16 protein-coding genes are annotated in these 17,929 nt (G+C 61.1%); 3 read left to right on the top strand and 13 right to left on the bottom strand.

The window, feature by feature from the left end; genetic code table 11:
* Positions 1 to 227 precede the first annotated feature (227 nt).
* From hrpA to ectA, 12 genes are all read right to left on the bottom strand, one after another.
* Entirely contained in the window at positions 228 to 4,103 is a 3,876-nt protein-coding gene (gene hrpA, locus ACEVBK_RS08810) for an ATP-dependent RNA helicase HrpA (RefSeq protein ID WP_375058534.1), read from the bottom strand.
* Between the two features lie 69 nt (positions 4,104 to 4,172).
* Positions 4,173 to 5,132 (bottom strand): helix-turn-helix transcriptional regulator, encoded by a 960-nt coding sequence (locus ACEVBK_RS08805; RefSeq protein ID WP_375058226.1) that lies wholly within the window; start codon positions 5,130 to 5,132, stop codon positions 4,173 to 4,175.
* Between the two features lie 568 nt (positions 5,133 to 5,700).
* Positions 5,701 to 6,174, bottom strand: a complete 474-nt coding sequence (locus ACEVBK_RS08800) for a glycine zipper 2TM domain-containing protein (RefSeq protein WP_375058225.1) — start codon at positions 6,172 to 6,174, stop codon at positions 5,701 to 5,703.
* Positions 6,175 to 6,412: 238 nt separating this feature from the next.
* Positions 6,413 to 6,787 carry a cytochrome b562 gene (locus ACEVBK_RS08795; protein WP_375058224.1) on the bottom strand — a complete coding sequence of 125 codons (375 nt, stop codon included), beginning with the start codon at positions 6,785 to 6,787 and terminating at the stop codon, positions 6,413 to 6,415.
* A 209-nt stretch (positions 6,788 to 6,996) separates the two neighbouring features.
* The gene (locus ACEVBK_RS08790; protein ID WP_375058223.1) at positions 6,997 to 8,133 is read right to left on the bottom strand and encodes an MFS transporter; all 1,137 of its coding nucleotides are present in this window, start codon (positions 8,131 to 8,133) and stop codon (positions 6,997 to 6,999) included.
* A 92-nt stretch (positions 8,134 to 8,225) separates the two neighbouring features.
* The gene (locus ACEVBK_RS08785; RefSeq protein WP_375058222.1) at positions 8,226 to 8,954 is read right to left on the bottom strand and encodes a hypothetical protein; all 729 of its coding nucleotides are present in this window, start codon (positions 8,952 to 8,954) and stop codon (positions 8,226 to 8,228) included.
* Between the two features lie 34 nt (positions 8,955 to 8,988).
* A complete protein-coding gene (locus tag ACEVBK_RS08780) occupies positions 8,989 to 10,611 on the bottom strand; it encodes a DUF2813 domain-containing protein (RefSeq protein ID WP_375058221.1) in 1,623 nt (540 codons plus the stop codon).
* A gap of 32 nt (positions 10,612 to 10,643) precedes the next feature.
* The gene (gene ppiC, locus ACEVBK_RS08775; RefSeq protein ID WP_202088705.1) at positions 10,644 to 10,925 is read right to left on the bottom strand and encodes a peptidylprolyl isomerase PpiC; all 282 of its coding nucleotides are present in this window, start codon (positions 10,923 to 10,925) and stop codon (positions 10,644 to 10,646) included.
* A gap of 272 nt (positions 10,926 to 11,197) precedes the next feature.
* The gene (locus ACEVBK_RS08770) at positions 11,198 to 12,634 is read right to left on the bottom strand and encodes an aspartate kinase (RefSeq protein WP_375058220.1); all 1,437 of its coding nucleotides are present in this window, start codon (positions 12,632 to 12,634) and stop codon (positions 11,198 to 11,200) included.
* A 124-nt stretch (positions 12,635 to 12,758) separates the two neighbouring features.
* Complete coding sequence (locus tag ACEVBK_RS08765) at positions 12,759 to 13,166, bottom strand: ectoine synthase (protein WP_375058219.1); 408 nt, start codon at positions 13,164 to 13,166, stop codon at positions 12,759 to 12,761.
* Positions 13,167 to 13,234: 68 nt separating this feature from the next.
* A complete protein-coding gene (ectB, locus tag ACEVBK_RS08760) occupies positions 13,235 to 14,506 on the bottom strand; it encodes a diaminobutyrate--2-oxoglutarate transaminase (RefSeq protein ID WP_375058218.1) in 1,272 nt (423 codons plus the stop codon).
* A 68-nt stretch (positions 14,507 to 14,574) separates the two neighbouring features.
* A complete protein-coding gene (gene ectA / locus ACEVBK_RS08755; RefSeq protein WP_375058217.1) occupies positions 14,575 to 15,096 on the bottom strand; it encodes a diaminobutyrate acetyltransferase in 522 nt (173 codons plus the stop codon).
* A 313-nt stretch (positions 15,097 to 15,409) separates the two neighbouring features.
* Between ectA and ACEVBK_RS08750 the strand changes: the two genes are divergently transcribed.
* Positions 15,410 to 15,619 carry a cold-shock protein gene (locus ACEVBK_RS08750; protein WP_375058216.1) on the top strand — a complete coding sequence of 70 codons (210 nt, stop codon included), beginning with the start codon at positions 15,410 to 15,412 and terminating at the stop codon, positions 15,617 to 15,619.
* A 105-nt stretch (positions 15,620 to 15,724) separates the two neighbouring features.
* On the opposite strand, the gene ACEVBK_RS08745 is transcribed toward ACEVBK_RS08750, so the two are convergent.
* Positions 15,725 to 15,949: a hypothetical protein gene (locus tag ACEVBK_RS08745; protein ID WP_375058214.1), complete on the bottom strand. Its 225-nt coding sequence runs from the start codon at positions 15,947 to 15,949 to the stop codon at positions 15,725 to 15,727.
* Positions 15,950 to 15,990: 41 nt separating this feature from the next.
* Here ACEVBK_RS08745 and maoP point away from each other — a divergent pair, with 41 nt between their 5' ends.
* Together maoP and sbcB are read left to right on the top strand one after the other, a co-directional pair.
* Positions 15,991 to 16,329 (top strand): DUF413 domain-containing protein, encoded by a 339-nt coding sequence (gene maoP / locus ACEVBK_RS08740; protein WP_375058213.1) that lies wholly within the window; start codon positions 15,991 to 15,993, stop codon positions 16,327 to 16,329.
* A gap of 175 nt (positions 16,330 to 16,504) precedes the next feature.
* Positions 16,505 to 17,923 carry an exodeoxyribonuclease I gene (sbcB, locus tag ACEVBK_RS08735; protein WP_375058212.1) on the top strand — a complete coding sequence of 473 codons (1,419 nt, stop codon included), beginning with the start codon at positions 16,505 to 16,507 and terminating at the stop codon, positions 17,921 to 17,923.
* Positions 17,924 to 17,929 lie beyond the last annotated feature (6 nt).

Raw genomic sequence — 17,929 nt, 5'->3', positions numbered from 1 at the left:
AACACGCAGCTGTGGCAAGGGCAAGCCGAGTGCAAGATGCGAACGTTCGTTATGCGAAGCAGCGGCGCGGTTGCGCTCCGCCGGCACGCTGCAAGTACATCCATGTAACGCCCAGCCATCCCCGCTACCACGTCGTGAAACGTCGGAGTTGCCTGCTTCCGTCACCCCGCCTTCGCGGGGGTGACAAGAGGGCCGCGGGGGGACACTCCCCCCTGACGCCTTACCGCCTACAACGCTTCTATTTGCTGCAGTACGCGCTTGTCCGACACCGGGTAGGGGGTGCCCAGGGTCTGGGCGAAGTAGGACACGCGCAGCTCCTCTATCATCCAGCGCACCTCCTTTACCTCGGGGGCCAGGGGCTTGCCCTTGGGCTGCTTGTTCAGCAGCGCCTGGTAGGCACTTTGCACATTCTGGATCTTCAGCAGGTGGGCCCGGTCCCGGTGCGGGTCTATGCCCAGTTTGTCCAGCCGCCGGCTCAGGGCCTCCAGGTAGCGGCTCAGATCTTTCAGCCGCTCGGCGCCGGTGTCGGTAACGAAACCGCGGAAAATCAGGCCGTCCAGCTGGGCCTGGATGTCCGACATCGCCATGGCCATGGCGAGATCGATCTTGCCCTTCAACCGTTTCTTGATGGCCTGGGCCCGGCTCAGCACCTCTTCCACCTGCAGGGCGATGGCCGCCACCGTAGGGTTGAGCTCACCGGCCACCTTGTCCTTGAGCGCAGCGAATGCCTCCGGCGTCCAGGCCGGCGCCCCGTACTGGCGCATCAACTGGTGAACGCCGGCGCGAATGCAGTCGTCCACCAGATCCAGCACCTTGCCGTAGGGGTTGAAATAAAGGCCGAGTTTGGCCTTGTTGGGCAGCTTGTCCTGCAGGTACTTGATGGGCGACGGCAGTTGCAGCTGCAGCAGCTTGCACTGGCCGTCCCACATGGTGCGGGCCTGGCTGGTTTCGTCCTCGCACAGCTGCAGCGCCACGCTGTCGCCCTGATCGCAAAGCGCCGGGTAGGCCTTCACCTCGAAGCCGGCACGCTTGGCGGCAAAGGTCTGCGGTATGGTGCGGGCCGGGAACTCGGTCAGCCCCTCCTGCTCGAAGCGATCGTCGTCCACCGCCTGGGTCAGGGCGGTCTGCACCTGGCCCTGCAGGGCGAGCTTTATCCGCTCCAGATCCCGGCCGGCGGCCAATGCCTTGCCGTCCGCGTCCAGCACCGCAAAGCGCATGATGAGATGCGGCGCCAGCGCGCTCCAGTCCCAGTCCTCGCGCGGCACCGTCACCCCGGTCATGCGGCGCAGGTGCTTTTCCATCTGGTCGAGCAGCCGGCCCTCGAAGGGGGTCATGGCCGCCAGCAGCGCCTCGGCGAAGTTGGGCGCCGGCACAAAGTGCTTGCGCATCGGCTTGGGCAGGGATTTTATCAGCGCAATCAGCAGCTCCCGGCGCAGGCCCGGCACCTGCCACTCGAAGGGCTCGGCCGCCACCTGGTTGAGCAGCGGCAGCGGAATGCGCACCGTCACCCCGTCTTCGTCCTTGCCCGGCTCAAACTGGTACTCCAGCGGCAGGTTCAGGCCATCGTACTGCCAGGCATCCGGGTAGTCACGGGTGGTCACCGCCCCGGCCCGCTCGTTCAGCAGCATCTCTTCGGTAAAGTGCAGCCGCTCGGGATTGTCCTTGCGCGCCTTCTGCCACCACTTGTCGAAATGGCGGATGGAAACGATGTCCGCCGGCAGCCGTTCGTCGTAAAAGCGGAACAGGGTTTCGTCGTCGATCACCAGATCCCGGCGGCGGGACTTGTGCTCCAGGGTCTCGGCCTGCTCCAGCAGGGCCCGGTTATGATGGAAGAACTCGTGGCGGGTGGCCAGTTCCCCTTCCACCAGCGCCTGGCGGATAAACAGCTCGCGGCACAGTTTGGGGTCCACTTCGGAATAGTTCACCCGCCGGCGCACCACCACCGGCAGGCCGAACAGGGTCTGGCTCACATAGCCCATCACCGCGCCCTGCTTCTTGGACCAGTGCGGCTCGCTGTAGCTGGACTTGAGCAGGTGCGCCCCCGCCTCCTCCAGCCAGGGCTGGTCCACCTTGGCGGCGATGCGGCCGTACAGGCGCTGGGTTTCGGTCAGCTCGGCCACCATCAGCCAGCGCGGCGGCTTCTTGGCCAGGGCCGAACCCGGCACCAGCACGAAGCGGGCGTTACGCGCGCCCAGGATGTCCTTCTTGTCACCGTCGCGCATGCCCACCTGGCTCAGCATGCCGGTGAGCAGCGCCCGGTGCAGGCTGTTGTAGTCGGCGGGCTCGCTGTTGAGGGCAAAGCCCAGCTCGCGCACCACCAGCCGCAGTTGGCTGTAGATGTCCTGCCACTCGCGCACCCGCAGGTAGTTGAGAAATTCCTTGATGCACTGTTTGCGGAACTGGTTACCGCTGAGCGCCTTTTGCTGCTCCTTGAGGTAGTTCCACAGGTTCAGGTAGGCGACAAAGTCGGAATCGCTGTCGGCGAAACGGCGGTGCATTTCGGCGGCGGCCTGCTGCTTGTCGAGCGGGCGCTCGCGCGGATCCTGGATGCTGAGCGCGGCGGTGATCACCATCACCTCGGTCACGCAGCCGTAATCCCGCGCCGCCAGCACCATGCGCGCCAGCCGCGGGTCCACCGGCAGGCGGGACAAATCCTGGCCCAGTTGGGTGAGCTTGAGCTCGCCCTGGTGGCCGGTGACCGCGCCCAGCTCTTCCAGCAGGCGGATGCCGTCCGAGATGTTCTTGTTGTCCGGCGCCTCCACAAAGGGGAAGGCGGAAATATCGCCCAGCCCCAGGGAGAGCATCTGCAAAATGACCGAGGCCAGGTTGGTGCGCAGTATCTCCGGATCGGTAAATTCCGGCCGGTTTAAAAAGTCGTCTTCGCCGTAGAGGCGGATGCAGATGCCCGCCTCCACCCGGCCGCAGCGGCCCATGCGCTGGTTGGCGCTGGCCTGGGATACGGGCTCGATGGGCAGCCGCTGCACCTTGGTACGGTAGGAATAGCGGCTGATGCGCGCCGTGCCCGGATCGATCACGTAGCGTATGCCGGGCACGGTGAGCGAGGTTTCCGCCACGTTGGTGGCCAGCACGATGCGCCGCCCCCTGTGGGATTCGAAAATGCGATTCTGCTCGGCGTTCGACAACCGCGAGTAGAGCGGCACTATCTCGGTGTGACGCAATTCGAGCTTGTTCAGCGCGTCGGCGGTGTCGCGAATTTCCCGCTCGCCGTTCATAAAGATGAGGATGTCGCCCGGGCCTTCCCGGGTGAGCTCGGTCACCGCATCGAAAATGCCCTGCAACTGGTCGCGCTCGGTGTCATCCTCCACCAAGGGGCGGTAGCGCAGCTCTACCGGGTAGGTGCGGCCGGACACCGAAATAATGGGCGCGCCCTCGAAGTGGTTGGAAAACCGCTCCGGATCGATGGTGGCCGAGGTGATGATAAGCTTGAGATCGGGCCGCCTGGGCAGCAGTTGCTTGAGGTAGCCCAGGATAAAGTCGATATTGAGGCTGCGTTCGTGGGCCTCGTCGATGATGATGGTATCGTACTGGCGCAGCATGCGGTCCTGCTGGATTTCGGCCAGCAGGATACCGTCGGTCATCAGCTTTACCTGGGTCTCATTGCTTACCTGGTCGTTGAAGCGCACCTTGTAGCCGACCCGCTCACCCAGCTCGCATTCCAGCTCTTGCGCCAGCCGGCTGGCCACGCTGCGGGCCGCCAGCCGCCGGGGCTGGGTATGACCGATGGTGCCTTCTATGCCAAGGCCCAGTTCCAGGCACATCTTGGGGATCTGGGTGGTTTTGCCCGAGCCGGTTTCGCCGGCGATGATCACCACCTGGTGGTCGCGAATGGCGTCCTTGATGGTCTCGCGCTTTTCGCTTACCGGCAGTTGCGGCGGATAGTGGATGGGGCTTTGCAGTAATTCCAGCCTGCGGTCGCGCTCGGCCATGGAAGTCGCCACTTCCAGGGCGATGCGCTCCAACAGCGGCTGCCGCTTGGCCTCGGGCAGTTTTTCCAGCCCCTGCAACCGGCGACGAAACCGCCCCCGCTGCGCGCCCCGGCACTCTTTCAGCCTTGCCTGCAATTGTTCAACCGACTGCGCCAAACCCAACCCCATTCGCTCATGTTAAAACTGGCGCGCAGTCTAGCAGAAAGCGGGGCGGGAATGGAGCCGTCAGCTCATCGCCTGCAGCAACAACAGCAGTTCCCCATGACGATGGCAGCCGGTTTTATGATAAATGGAGCGTTGGGTGGTTTTTACGGTTTCCAAGCTGACATGGCGCTCTTCGGCTATCTGCCTGTTGTCGCACCCCCGGGCCAGCAGCCGGAGATGCTCGGTTTCGGCCCGGCTCAGGGAAAACAGGCAGGCCAGGCTCTTGATATCAATCCGGGCCGGCAGGCCGGGATCCTTGATCATCACCAGCCAATAGCGGCTATCCGGCAGCCGGAGCAGATGAACGGCCTGAAAAGCGCAGGGCATTTTTATCACCTGCTGGGCGCTGTCGACCAGGGAGAGCAGCACCTCCCCGAAGCGGATGACACCACCCCCGTCGCCACGCATCAGCAGTTGGCCGCCATCATCCCGCATGATGGTGTCCCCCAGCCGCAACAGGGCCTGGGCACTCTGATTACCAAGCAGCACCTGGCCGTTTTCATCAATGATCAGCTGTGGCCGGTCCGACAGGTTGAGCCATCTTTCCAGGCAGCGGCTGAGGGATCGCAGCCGGTTCAGTTGCCAGAAATGCTGTTGCCACTGCTGCAGTTGCAAGGCCAGCCACTGCAGTTGGGATGCCAGCTGGCCATACTGTCCTTTAAGGGTCACGACCAAAGCGCCGCGGCAGTGGCTGCTGGGAGCATAAAGGGAGCGGAACCAGTAGCGGCCCCTCAGCCGGGTTTGGCAGTGATGGAGCAAGGGTTGCAGTTCACTCAGTGGTCGGTAACCGGTGCCGCCGTCGAAGCAGCGGCACTGCCGGTGATGTTGCCAGTTGACCTCAGGAGGTGCCAGCACCAGGGTGATGCCTTCCAGATCCATCGCCTGGCAGAGGTCGTCGAAGATGGGGCAATAGCCATCAACACCCGTATGGCAGTGGTAGAGCCGCGTAAACAGTGGCAACAGCATATCCGTATGCTTCATTTCGCTCTCTCCCGCTCATTATTGGTATTTTTATCATCACCAAGCCTAGTAGGCTGGACAAGATTTGACCAGAAAGGGCGATTGCGTTAGAGATAACGCGACACCAGCAGGATACACCACCCCACTCCAGCCAAAGCGCTCCACAACCCCACAAAAACATTTAACTCACTGTTTTAATTAAATTTAAATATAAAAAAACTGTCATTAAAAGCCCCCTCAACCCACCCTTTCCCGCCAGAAATGGGGAGACAAACTGCCAAAAACAGACGCTAGAAGACGTACAGCAAGAAATATCCAAAAAAATTGCAAAATACCGATTGAAAAGGCAACAGTATGGCCGTATATTGTGTTTACAGACCACTGTTGAGGAAGGTAAAAAATGAAAGAGTTAGTTGTAACCGTCATTTTTACAGTCTGTGCGGCCTTAATCGCCGTTTCTGCACCTTCCTTGGCACAATTATAACTGAGCCCGGGAAGACAGGACTGTAAAGCATTAAGAAATAACAATATTTCCTGTTAATAAAAAAGGCGCCTTTCGAGGCGCCTTTTTAGTTTTTCCAGCTTAACCCTACATCGGGGCCACGCTCATGTTGCTGCCGGAGCCGATCATCCGTACCCGCTGGCCCGCTTGCCAGGTACGATCGGCCTTTTGTACCACCACCAGGTGTTCGCCGCCGTCGGTACGGATCTCCAGTTCCACCGCGTTGACCTGGCTGACTTTGTCCTCGACCCGGGACCCCACCATGGCACCGGCAATGGCGCCGGCCGCGGTGGCCAGTGAACGACCAGTGCCGCCGCCCACCTGGCTACCCAGCACACCGCCGACCACGCCACCGCCCACGGTACCGATCAGGTTGGGGTTTTCTTCACCAGCCTGGATGGTCACCGGACGCGCCGATACCACGGTGCCGTAGGTCACGGTCTGCGCCTGTTTGGCGGTTCTGCCGCTGTATACATCGCCGGAATAGACATCGGGATTGGCACAGCCCGCCAGGCTGAGCGCCCCCGCCACGGTGATGATAGATAGTGCTTTCAGTTTCATCAGTTCCCCCTGTTGAACATAAAGGTATTTATTATTGTTTTTGGGTTGCTGAGAGTATAGACCAGCGGTTTTCGCGGCTGGTTTCATTCGCTGACGGTGCCGGCCGCTACCGGCAGTGTACCCCGTGATGATTAATAAGGAAAAAACACACAAAGGAAGGCGTCAGGAACTGACGGAACCGGCTTGAATCCCGATGCCATGACCTCCCCCCGTTGCGGAAGAAGAAGCCATGGCATGATCAGGCACCGCCAAACAGGATACGCCACCAACTGACCCGGCGTTCCTTGTGATATTGCTTGCGCAGCTCATCCACCTGCTGCAGCCGCTGCCGGGCCAGGGCATGATCGTTGGCCAGGGCCGCCTGTTCGGCAGCGTTGATGGCAACCAGCACTTCGCGCAGGCCCTGCCGATAGACGTCTGCCTTATCCGCCGGAAACTGCGCCTGCTTTGCGGTTTCGGCCAGTTCCGCCAACTCCGCCAGGCGAGGCAGCAGGCTGTCGATATCCTCGGCCCGGTGCGCCTGCTTGTAGGCCAGCCCCATGTTTTTCATGGTGGTTTCCAGATTGACCACGGGGCTGGCCTGCACCAGGGAAAGCGGTGCGGCAATCAGCATACCGGCCAACATACAACGGGACAAAGTAGACATATAGCGCATCGGCATACCTGTGTTGCTTGAAATGAAGAGCAACTATAGCCGATCCGCCGGGCGGGATGAATGATTCAGGGCCGTCACCGCGGAATCCTTGCCGGCAATGCGATTGCAATCGCACCTACGATCTTATTAAGGGCAGACGTTCATGACATATTGCACCGACGCCCCTCTCAGGCGGCGTCGCCCAGGGGCTTGTCCAGCACCAGGCGCACCAGCAGCAGCCACAGGGCCCAGCCCGCCACCAGCAGGATGATAAAGAGGAAAAGGCCGGTCTGGAATTTTTCCAGCATCATGCCCGCTATCATGGGCCCGGTGAGCGAGCCGATGCTGTAGGTGAACATCAGCTTCTGGGTCATCTTCACCAGCGCCCGGCCGTGCATCTTTCCGCAGGCGTAGGACATGGTGGTGGGATACAAGGTGAACACCCCCGCCCCCAGCAACGCAAAGGCCAGGATCAGCACGCTGTCGCCGCTGAACTCCCACAGCAGCAGGCAGCCGGCGCCTATCATCAGGGTCTGCGCCGCCATCATGGTGCGCTTGCCCAGGCGATCGGCCAGGCTGCCGTTGGGCAACTGGAAGGCCATGCCGCAGAGAATGAGCCAGGCCATGTAGAGGCCGATTTCATCGCCCCGGGCCAGTTGCTGCAACTGGATGGGCATCAGCGCATAGAGGGCGCCCAACAGCATGCCGGCCACCAGGCAGCCCGCCAATCCCAGGGCCCGGTCGACCCTGGGCGGCTTGCCGCTGTTGGCATTGGCACCGGCTTCGGCGCTCAGATCCGGGCGCCTCGCCCACAACAGGGGTAGCATGGCCAGGCCACACAGGCCGGTGGCCAGCCAGAAACCGCCGTGGCCGGCGGCGGGGATCCAGTCGATAAACAGCTGGCTGATGCCGTAGCTGAAGTAATAGATAAGCATGTAACGGGCCATGGCGCTGGAGCGACGATGCAGCGGCGCTACCCCCAGTACCCAGCTTTCCACCGCCACGAAGCTCACCGCCGCCGCCATGCCCGCCACCATGCGCAGCGCCAGCCACAGGGGTAGCAGGCTGGTCCAGGTGAGGGCCATCGCCGCCAGGGCCAGGGTCATGCTGCAGAGGATCAGGGCGCGTACGTGGCCCAGGCGCTGGATCAGCTTGTCGGCAAAAAAGCTGGCACCCAGCATGCCGAGGTAAAACGCCGAGCCCACCAGGCCGATTTGTGCCGCCGGCGCCCCCAGATCATTCAGGTACACGGCAACCAGGGTCACCAGAAAGGCGTTGCCCAGGGTCAGCAGGATCAAATGGGTGTACAGGGGGATTAAGTGCATGGCGCCTCCGGATTTTGAGGCGCGCATTCTAGGTGGGGCTAAATGGCAAGTACAACGAGAAAAATTTGTGAGTTACCGCAAATTTTTTATGTTTAACCAATGTTACCGGAAATATGCCAGATAATGCCCTGACCAAGGGTCAATGCTCCGATCATCAGCAAGGCGGCAACCGCAATCACCGGCGGTTTTGTCTGCTCTTTTCGCAGCAGCGGGGCGAACCACACCAGGGCACCGAACAGCACGGCACCGCTCACTTGTACGAAGGGCATAACCAGCGGCTGCAGTTGCTGCTCGTCAATGCCGATGGCCCGCACCAGCAGGGCCAGCAACCACAAGATGCCGAATACCGAGCCCGCCAACGGCAGCAGGATGTTGAAGGCCTGCAACCGGTGCCTGGCGCGTACCATGATCAGGTGGGCAAAGACACAACCGCCGGTACCGGCGGCCAGCAGCGCCCACACCGGTCCCATCAGCCAACCCAACCAGAGGCCATACAATACGGCCAGGCCCAGGGCCGGATAGTGCCAACTCAGCCCCAGGCTGCGCTTGCCCTGGAGCCTGGCCTGATACAGCACGGTGCCCAGCCCCGCGACCAGTGCCAGGCCGCCCAGCCACAACAGGGGCCGGGGAGCACCGGCTTCCACCCCCAGCATCAGCGCCAGGCCGAATACCGCCCAGGTCGACAGCATGCCGTCACTGATCCGCCGCCGCTGGCCCGGGCACAGATCCCCGTTGCGCAATATCCAGAGCAGCAGGCCCAGCGCCGCGATGGCGGTCAGTGCCAGAGGCGCAAACAGCCGCGCCGGCAACAGTTCAGTCATCAGTGTTCTCTCCTTCGATTAAAACCGCGCTAGTTTACCGTTGTCGGCGGGCAATCGCGACTATGCGGGCAAACATCCGCCGTAATTCCGCCGGCACCAGCTGCGGGCCCTGCAATTCGATGGACTCCACCACCGCCAGCGCCATGCCCGGCTTGCTGCGTCGGCTCAGGGCCCGTTCGATGATGCGCGTGGCCGGGGTATGTTTGTCGTGAATTTGCGCCTCTTGCCGAAAAACCGGCTCCAGGCCGTTATAAAACAGATAATGCTCGATATCGGAACGAGGCAGTACCGTCAGGTGATCCACTTCCCGTTCGCCGCGCAGCATGCTGCGCACACCCTGGGCATACTTCTGCCCGGCCTCGTCACCGTCGGTCAGCAGGTGCCAGCCGATACCGAAGTCGCGCGCCACCTTGATCAGCGGGCTGTGGCCGCACTGGGCGAACTCGATGATACGAATGCCCTCGGCGGGCAGCACGTAACCGCAGATCCGCGCCAGTTCAGACAGCAGCCAGATCTCGGTTTCGCCTTCCACCAGCAGCCAGTAGCGGGCAAACAGCGACATGGGCCGGTTGATGCGCACATGGAAGGCGATGCGGCGCATGTCCTCCCCACTGTATTTTTCGTTGCCAATCTGGAAACTGCGGGTTTCATGCTCCACCCGCACCAGCCGGCGCAGGTGGTTGAGCGGAAAGGCGGAGAGCAAATCGCCGGAATTGGTGGTCACCAGCTTCTGCCCCGGAAACCGCTCCAAAATTCCCCAGGTAACCGCCAGCATGGTGGGATGCAACCGGCTTTCCGGATCCTCTATCAGCAGCAGCGGGCGGGAACCGACCTCGATGGGACGGCCTCCCCGCGCCTGCAGTATGGTGCGGGCCACGGACGAGAGCGCCAGCGACAGCCCGCTTTCCTCGCCCATCGGCTGCCAGTCGTTGAGCTTGCCCAACTGGCTCAGGGTCACCGGGTGCACGGCGATGTCCTTGGCCCGGCGGGGTGCCCGGCTGGTGGCGCCCTGGGGGGTAAAGTAGTGTTCGAACAGCTGGCGCACCGCATCCAGCCCGGCCTTGATGTCTTGCTGGCTCAGCTCTTCTTCTTCCGCCAGTTGCTCGCTCAGGCGGGTCAGCAATTGCTCGTAGTCGCCGTTCAGGTTGACGATGGGCAGGTCTTCCGGTGCACCACGGGAGTCGCGCAGGCGAAACACCGGGTTCATTTCAATCAGGTAATGCGCCAGCTGGGCGGCATTGTCCAGCTCAATGGGGATGCCGGCGGCGTCGATAAAATCATGCTCGCTCACCACACCCTGCGCGGTTCGCCTGGCCCGGGCGCGGTAATGCACCCGGTGAAAGCTGTCCTTGTGCCTGACCCACACCGGTTCGAGCCGGGCCAGGCGAGCGGAATGCTCGCTGATGCCGGGCCGGTGCTCGCGGTAGCTGAGCACTATCTGCAGTTCGTCGGCGGTGGCGTTCTGCTCGGTGCGGTAGAAGTCGTCTTCCACGAACTGGTAGCAGCCGGCCCCCTGCCCCAGCAGCCGCCACAGGGCCCGGAACAGGCTGGTTTTTCCCCAAGAGTTTTCCCCCATCAGGGCCGTGCTCTGATCCAGGTGCAGTGACATCTGGTTGAGGCCCATAAAATTGCGGATTTGAATATGTTCAAGGTACATGTGCGATATCCGTTGGGGAAAGGAGCAGGCGGTCAGCTACGATACAGCACCTTGATCAGATGATAGCCGAAACGGGTTTTAACCGGTCCCTGCACCTTGAGCTCGGGGCCGCCGAACACCGCCTTGTCGAAAGGCCCGACCATGTCGCCCTTGTTGAATTCGCCCAAGTCGCCGCCGCGCTTGCCGGACGGGCAGATGGAGTGTTTCTTGGCCAGCTTGCCGAAGTCGGCGCCCTTGTCCAGTTGTTGCTTGAGCGCCAGGCACTCGGCTTCGGTTTTGACCAGTATGTGCAGGGCACAGGCTCGCTTTGCCATTGAAGAAGTCCGGGTAAATAAAGAAACAAAGGGCAAGTGTGCCAAAAACCGAGGATGGGGGGAAGCCGGAAGCCGGAAGCCGGAAGCCGGAAGCCGGAAGCCGGAAGCCGGAAGAGTATGCTCCGGCTCTCATGCCATGCGTGAGAGCCGGATCGTGACAAAGCACCGGAGTAATCGGTGGTCACTCCGGCGAAGGCGGGAGTCCAGTGCACTATGCCATGGACCACCGCTTTCGCGGAGGTGACTACGACTAAAAAACAGTGCTGACCCTATCAGGCTACGGCCAGGGCCACGGTGTCGGCGTGGGTCTGCACCAGTTCGTCGTGCAGCGAAACCACCGCCTGCTCGTAGTATTCGTCATCCACGATAAACTGCATTTCCACCGCCCGCAGCGACTGGTGCACGGCGCGTACCGGCACGTCCGCCCTGTTCAGGGCCCCCACCGAGCGGGCCAGCAGGCCGGGAATGCTCATGTCGCTGCCCACCGCCGACACCAGCGACACCTTGTGGGTGTTGACATCGGCGTTCTCGAAGCGGCGCTGCAGCGAACCGACCAGGCGGCGCACCTGCTTGCGGTTGCCGGCCACATAATAGGTCAGGGTGTTGGCGTTCATGTCCTTGGCCACCAGGTTGAGCTGCATCTTGTCCAGCTCGTCGGTAAAACCCTCGGCATAGTGGGACACCCGGCCGACCATGTCCTGGTCGAACAGCTCCACCGCAAACAGGTTGCGACGGCCGGCCACCATCTCCACGCAGGGCGAGGGGCTGCGGTAGTCGGTGGTGATCAGGGTGCCTTCGTGATCCGGTTCGAAGGTGTTGCGCACCCGCAGCGGAATATCCTGCTGGCGCAGTCCCTTGGCGGCCTGGGGGTGAATGGCCTCCATACCGAGGTTGGACAGTTGGTCGGTCACGTCGTAGTTGGTGCGGCCGATGGGAATGACCTGATCCTCCCCCGCCAGGCGCGGATCGGCGCTGCTCAGGTGATATTCCTTGTGGATGATGGCCTCGCGCGCGCCGCTGAGCACCGCCAGCCGGCTGAAGGTCATTTCACTATAGCCCCGGTCGAAGCTGCTCATCAGCCCTTCCTTGCAATGGGCATAACCGGTGACCACCGGCAGCTGGCTGGACAAATCCACCCGGTCCAGCGCCTGGCGGAGCACCTCGTCCAGCGGCAGCGCCTCGTCGGTGCGCCAGCCGGTCAGATCCATCAATACCGCATTGACGCCGCTCTGGCGCAGGTAGAGCACCATGTTGTGGGCGCTGTGGGCCTCGCCCATGGCCGCCAGCAATTCGCGGATGGTCTGCAACTGCTCAGCCAGCTGGAACTGGCCGAAGGCACACACCTGGCGCAGGTGATGCAGACAGTCGCGAATGCCGGCGATACGCTCGTTGAGGAAAGAGTCCGCCAGCATCCGCTCCGGGGTGTTGGCAAACATCTGTTCGTTGATGTGCAACATGTGCTGATTGACGTTATCCAGTGCCTGCTCCCAGGCGCTGTCGTCCTCGGCATCCGCGTAGGTGGCGTACACGCCCGGCGCGCCGGTGCGCTTGCACTCCAGCAAGCCGTCGGTGATGCCGCCAAAGGCCGACACCACCAGCATACGCTGATAGAACTCACCGGCCTTGCGCTTGTGTAACACGATATTGTCGCGCACCGCCCGGTACTGGCTCATGGAGGTGCCGCCGATTTTTTCAACTGTGTGTACCACAATGACTCCCGTTTGTTCTTTTATATGACGATGGTAGCTGCAGGACGCACATTTTCAGTGGGCCTGGGGATGACCCCTGCCCAGTGAAAATGTCCGTATCGGGGGCCGGAGCCCCCATTCAGCCTCAGTTGCCGGCGGTTTCTGCTTCCAGCGGATAGACGCCATCGGCGTCGTGCACTTCCTTGCCGGTGAGCGGCGGGTTGAACACGCAAGCCAGCTTCATGTCTTCACTGCCGCCGCGCAGCAGGTGCTCGTCGTGCTTATCAAGGATATACAGGGTGCCGGGCTCGATGGGATAGACCTTGCCGTCGGCCAAGGTTTCGATCTCGCCGTTACCGCTCATGCAGTACACCGACTCCAGGTGGTTCTGGTAATGGATATGGGTTTCGGTATCGGCATAAATGGTCGTGATATGGAACGAAAAGCCCATGTTGTCGCTTTTCAGCAGCATCCGGGTGCTTTCCCAGGTGCCGGTCTCGGATTTTACCCGACGCTCGCTTTGTTCACATTCGGCAAGAGTACGTACGATCATGCTGTTTCCTTTCTATTCTGAATCATCTGCCTTGGCAGGAATTAAACGTCTGATGGCGAGCCGGAAGTTCAGGACGCCTTGCTCAGGCGCTCGCCGGCGGTCTCGTTGACGGCCTGCTCCAGCCAGTCCAGCCCCTGGGTCAGCTCGGCTTCGGTAATGACGAGCGGACACAGGCACTTGACCACTTCATCATTGGGTCCGGCGGTTTCGATAACCAGGCCGAGTTCGAACGCCTTGGAGGTGATCACATCGGCAATGTCGCCGCTACGGCAGGCAATGCCCTGCATCATGCCCCGGCCTTTCACCTTCTCGAACAGCTGCGGGTGCTTGTCTACCATGGCCTGCAGGCGGCGGGTCAGCAGTTCGCCCTTGGCCTTCACCTCGAGGGCGAAGGCGTCGTCCTGCCAGAAGATTTCCAGTGCCTTGCGGGCGGTAACAAAGGCATGGTTGTTGCCGCGGAAGGTACCGTTATGCTCGCCCGGCTCCCACTGGTCCAGTTCGGGGCGCATCAGCACCAGCGCAAAGGGCAGGCCCATGCCACTCAGCGATTTGGACAGGGTAATGATGTCCGGTTTGATGCCGGCGGGCTCGAAGCTGAAGAAGGTGCCGGTACGGCCACAGCCGGCCTGGATATCGTCGACAATCATCAGGATGTCGTGCCGGCGGCAGATTTTCTCCAGGCGCTGCAGCCATTCGATAGAGGCAACATTCAGACCGCCCTCGCCCTGCACCACCTCGAACAGCACCGCGGCCGGCTTGTCCAGGCCACTGGAATTGTCGTTCAGCATGGTTTCGAACAGCAGCAGGCTGTCTTCGCCGGCGCCGGGGTAGCCGTCATACGGCAGGCGGCTCACGTTGGCCAGCACGGTGCCGGCACCGCCACGGTGATGCTGGTTGCCGGTAGCGGCCAGGGCACCCAGGCTGACGCCATGGAAACCGTTGGTGAAGGCCACAATATTGTCACGGCCGGTCACCTTGCGCGCCAGCTTCATCGCCGCTTCCACCGCGTTGGTGCCGGTGGGGCCGGTAAACTGGGCCACGTGCCCCATGCCGCGCGGCTTGAGGATGATGTCCTGCAATGCGGTCAGGAAGGCCGCCTTGGCGGAGGTGTGCATATCCAGGCCGTGGGCAATGCCGTCGGCCTGGATATACTCAATCAGTGCCGCTTTCAGGGCAGGATGGTTATGGCCATAGTTCAGGGTGCCGGCGCCGGCCAGGAAGTCCAGGTAGCGCTTGCCGCCTTGGTCGTGCAACCACACACCCCGGGCTTGATTGAAGACCACCGGAAAAGAGCGGGCGTAGGTTTGTACACTGGATTCCATTACATCAAAAATACTCATATCGACTCCTTAAAGTCCTGAGTTCAAATCTAAACATCGAAAATAACGCGAACGGGTGGCCGAGCGGATCAGCCGAGGGCGATGCGGTAGAGGATTTCGCTGTTGCTGTTGCCGTTAAAGTGGCGGTGTTGATCGAAGAGCACGTGACGCACTCCCTGTCCCTTGCCCCGGCTGCGGGCCAGGCTCTCGAACAGCGCCCAGGAAGGGGCGTTGTCGGCGGTGATGGTGGTCTCGACATGGGTGACGCCGTTACAGGCGGCAGAGCCCAGTATGGTCTCGAGCAGGGTGCGGGCCAGGCCCTCGCCGCGGGCGCGTTTATCTATGGCTACCTGCCACACAAAGAGAGTGCCTGGATCTGTGGGCTTGCGGTAGGCAGAGATAAACCCCAGCAACGAGCCGTCTTCTTCGTCTTCGGCCAGCATGCAGGTGTCGGCAAAATGCAGACATTGCAACAGATTGCAGTAGGTAGAGTTGGTGTCCAGCGGTTTACAGCGGGCGATCAGGCGATTCACCTCATAACCGTCGGTAGACTTGGGGTGGCGCAACAGTAGTTGCAGGCCAACAGTAGTATCCGTGTCCATATCCATCATTTATAGGCCTAATCAGTTTTAGTTAGTAGGCGAAGCAAAAAACCCTTATTAACCTAACAAATCACTGATAAATTGCAAGTCGATCACCATTAAATTAATTTGAACAGCATGCATTTTAGCGTTTTATTCTTATCAAAAATGCGCGCAAGCACGCAATGAAAACCCCTACTGATGCGGCTTTCCCCACCCGGCCGCCCCGCCCTGTGGCAGAAAATTAATGGCCGCTCCGGGCCCGCGCCGGCGGCAGCTGCTACTATGAATGCAGTGGTGATGCTGTTATCGCCGCGCTGTCAGACCAACACGGAAATACACTATGAGCACCAAAGAAACAGGGACCGTAAAATGGTTCAACGAGGAAAAAGGCTTTGGATTCATCTCCCGCACTTCGGGAGCGGATCTGTTCGTTCACTTCTCCTCCATACAGGGTGATGGCTTTAAAACCCTCAAAGAGGGCCAGCCGGTCAGCTTTGTAGTCACCCAGGGAAAAAAAGGACCACAGGCTGAAGAAGTGGAACTGATTTGATCCCCAAGCAGGCGGCACAGCGGTGCCGCCCAGCCCATGGGTTGACAATCCGGACACGGCCGAGAAATGCCTGCGAAAGCACAACATCGACGCCGTGATTGTCGTTTAAAATCGGTGAATAACAGGATATTGCCGCCAAAGTTCACGATAGCCCGCCATCTTCCGAGTATGTCCAGCACCGCGCAAGAGCCGTTCCACAGGCCAGGCAGCCTCTTTTTTCCGCATTTCCTGGCGTAAAATTCGGCCATGGGCATGCCAAAAAACATCCATGCAAAGACTTTTCATGACACGTGAAAAAAATTGATTTTGCGTCCCGGCATGCAGTGCCATACTTTCCGCGATCTATAGAGCCACTTAGAGTGAGAGTGAATATGAGCTTTGAGTCACCCAAGCCTTTTCAGGACTTCGCCCACTTCCCTCGCGGGTTGCGTCGTTGTGGCGAGTTTACGGTGGCGGAAGCCCAATTGCTTGAGCAATGCGGCCATGCCATGCTGGGGTTGTACACCGGACAGCGGGCACCGGCCACCGATGAAGAGCAACGTTTTATCGAGCAGGTTCAACAAGGGGCAGCCCCGGAAAGCCGCCATGCCAAAGTCTGGCTGAAGTACCTGAAGGTCATCGGTCCCAAGCGCGTACACCGCCTGTGTACTCCCATGGCATCAGGCAGCGGCGACGAAGACTACGAGCCGGTAGAAGACACTGCCGAGTAACTCCCTACCGAGGCCGGATTATTTCCGGCCTTTTTGCTGGTGTCCGTTTCCCCACCGGTTAAAACACCGGCAGTAACAGTGTTATCCCCCGGTTTCCGCCCCATCTTGGCTTGGGTTCACCGCTCCGCTCACGCATAATGTCACCATCCGTCAAGGCAGATGCATCAGAACCACTATGAACGAACAGGCACAGCCCACATTTTTCTTTCATGACTACGAAACAGCCGGGATCAGCCCGGCCCTGGACAGGCCGGTGCAGTTTGCCGGCATTCGTACCGATGCCGAGCTGAACGAAATTGGTGAGCCGGTGATGTTCTACTGCCGGTTGCCAAGTGACTACCTGCCTTCGCCCGAAGCGACGCTGATCACCGGCATCACCCCGCAGAAGGCCCAGCAGGAAGGGCTGTGCGAGGCCGACTTTATCGCCCGCATCCACGGCGAGTTCAGCACGCCCGGCACCTGTATCCTCGGCTACAACAATATCCGTTTCGACGATGAAGTCACCCGCCATACCCTGTATCGCAATTTCTACGACCCTTACGCCTACAGCTGGCAGCAGGGCAATTCCCGCTGGGATCTGCTGGACGTGGTGCGCGCCTTCTACGCCCTGCGTCCGGACGGTATCCACTGGCCGGAAGACGAAGACGGCAAGCCGAGCTTCAAGCTGGAGCGCCTGACCGCGACCAACGGCATCGAGCACGGCAACGCCCACGACGCCCTGGCCGACGTGCGTGCCACCATTGCCCTGGCCCGGCTCTTGCGCAAGGCGCAACCCAAGCTGTTCGACTACCTGTTCGAGCTGCGCAACAAGCACAAGGTGAAGGCGCTGATCGATGTGATCGGCAACACGCCCCTGGTGCATGTGTCCGGCATGTTCTCGGCCTGGCAGGGCTGTGCCAGCTGGATTGCGCCCCTGGCCTGGCACCCGGACAACGCCAACGCGGTGATTTGCGTCAACCTGGCGATGGACCTGAGCCCCCTGCTGGAGCTGGATGTGGAACAGCTGCGCGAGCGGCTCTATACCCGACGGGAAGCGCTGGGGGAACTGGCGCCGGTGCCGGTGAAGCTGGTGCACATCAACAAGTGCCCGGTACTGGCCAAGGCGGCGGCCCTGACCGAGCAGCGGGCCGACGCGCTCGGTATCGATCGCGCCCGCTGCCGCCAGAGCCTGGATCTGCTGCGCCACCACCCGGAAATCCGCGCCAAGGTGGTGGAGCTGTACCAGCAGGAGCGGGAGTTTCCCCCGGTGACCAATGTGGATGCGGCCCTGTACCAGGGCGGCTTCTTCAATGACGCCGACAAGGCCGCCATGGCCATGGTGCGCAGCAGCAGCCCCGAGGCGCTGGCCACCCTGCCGCTGCAGTTCAACGATGCCCGCCTGCCCGAGTTGCTGTTCCGTTACCGGGCCCGCAACTATCCCCATACCCTGGATGAACAGGAATGGCAGCGCTGGCGGCTGCACTGCCAGGAGCTGCTGGCCGGCCAGGCCGAACCCTATATGCACCGACTGGAACAATTGGTGATCGAACATCAGGATGATGAACGCAAGCTGGCCCTGCTGCAGGCGGTGGCCCGTTACGTGCAATCCCTGTAAGAGTCA

Origin of the sequence: Zobellella sp. DQSA1 (assembly GCF_041950555.1) — a bacterium.
Taxonomy (GTDB): Bacteria; Pseudomonadota; Gammaproteobacteria; order Enterobacterales; family Aeromonadaceae; genus Oceanimonas.
The sequence above is the reverse complement of the archived record's forward strand: the minus strand, read 5'-3'. Positions and strand labels throughout refer to the sequence as shown.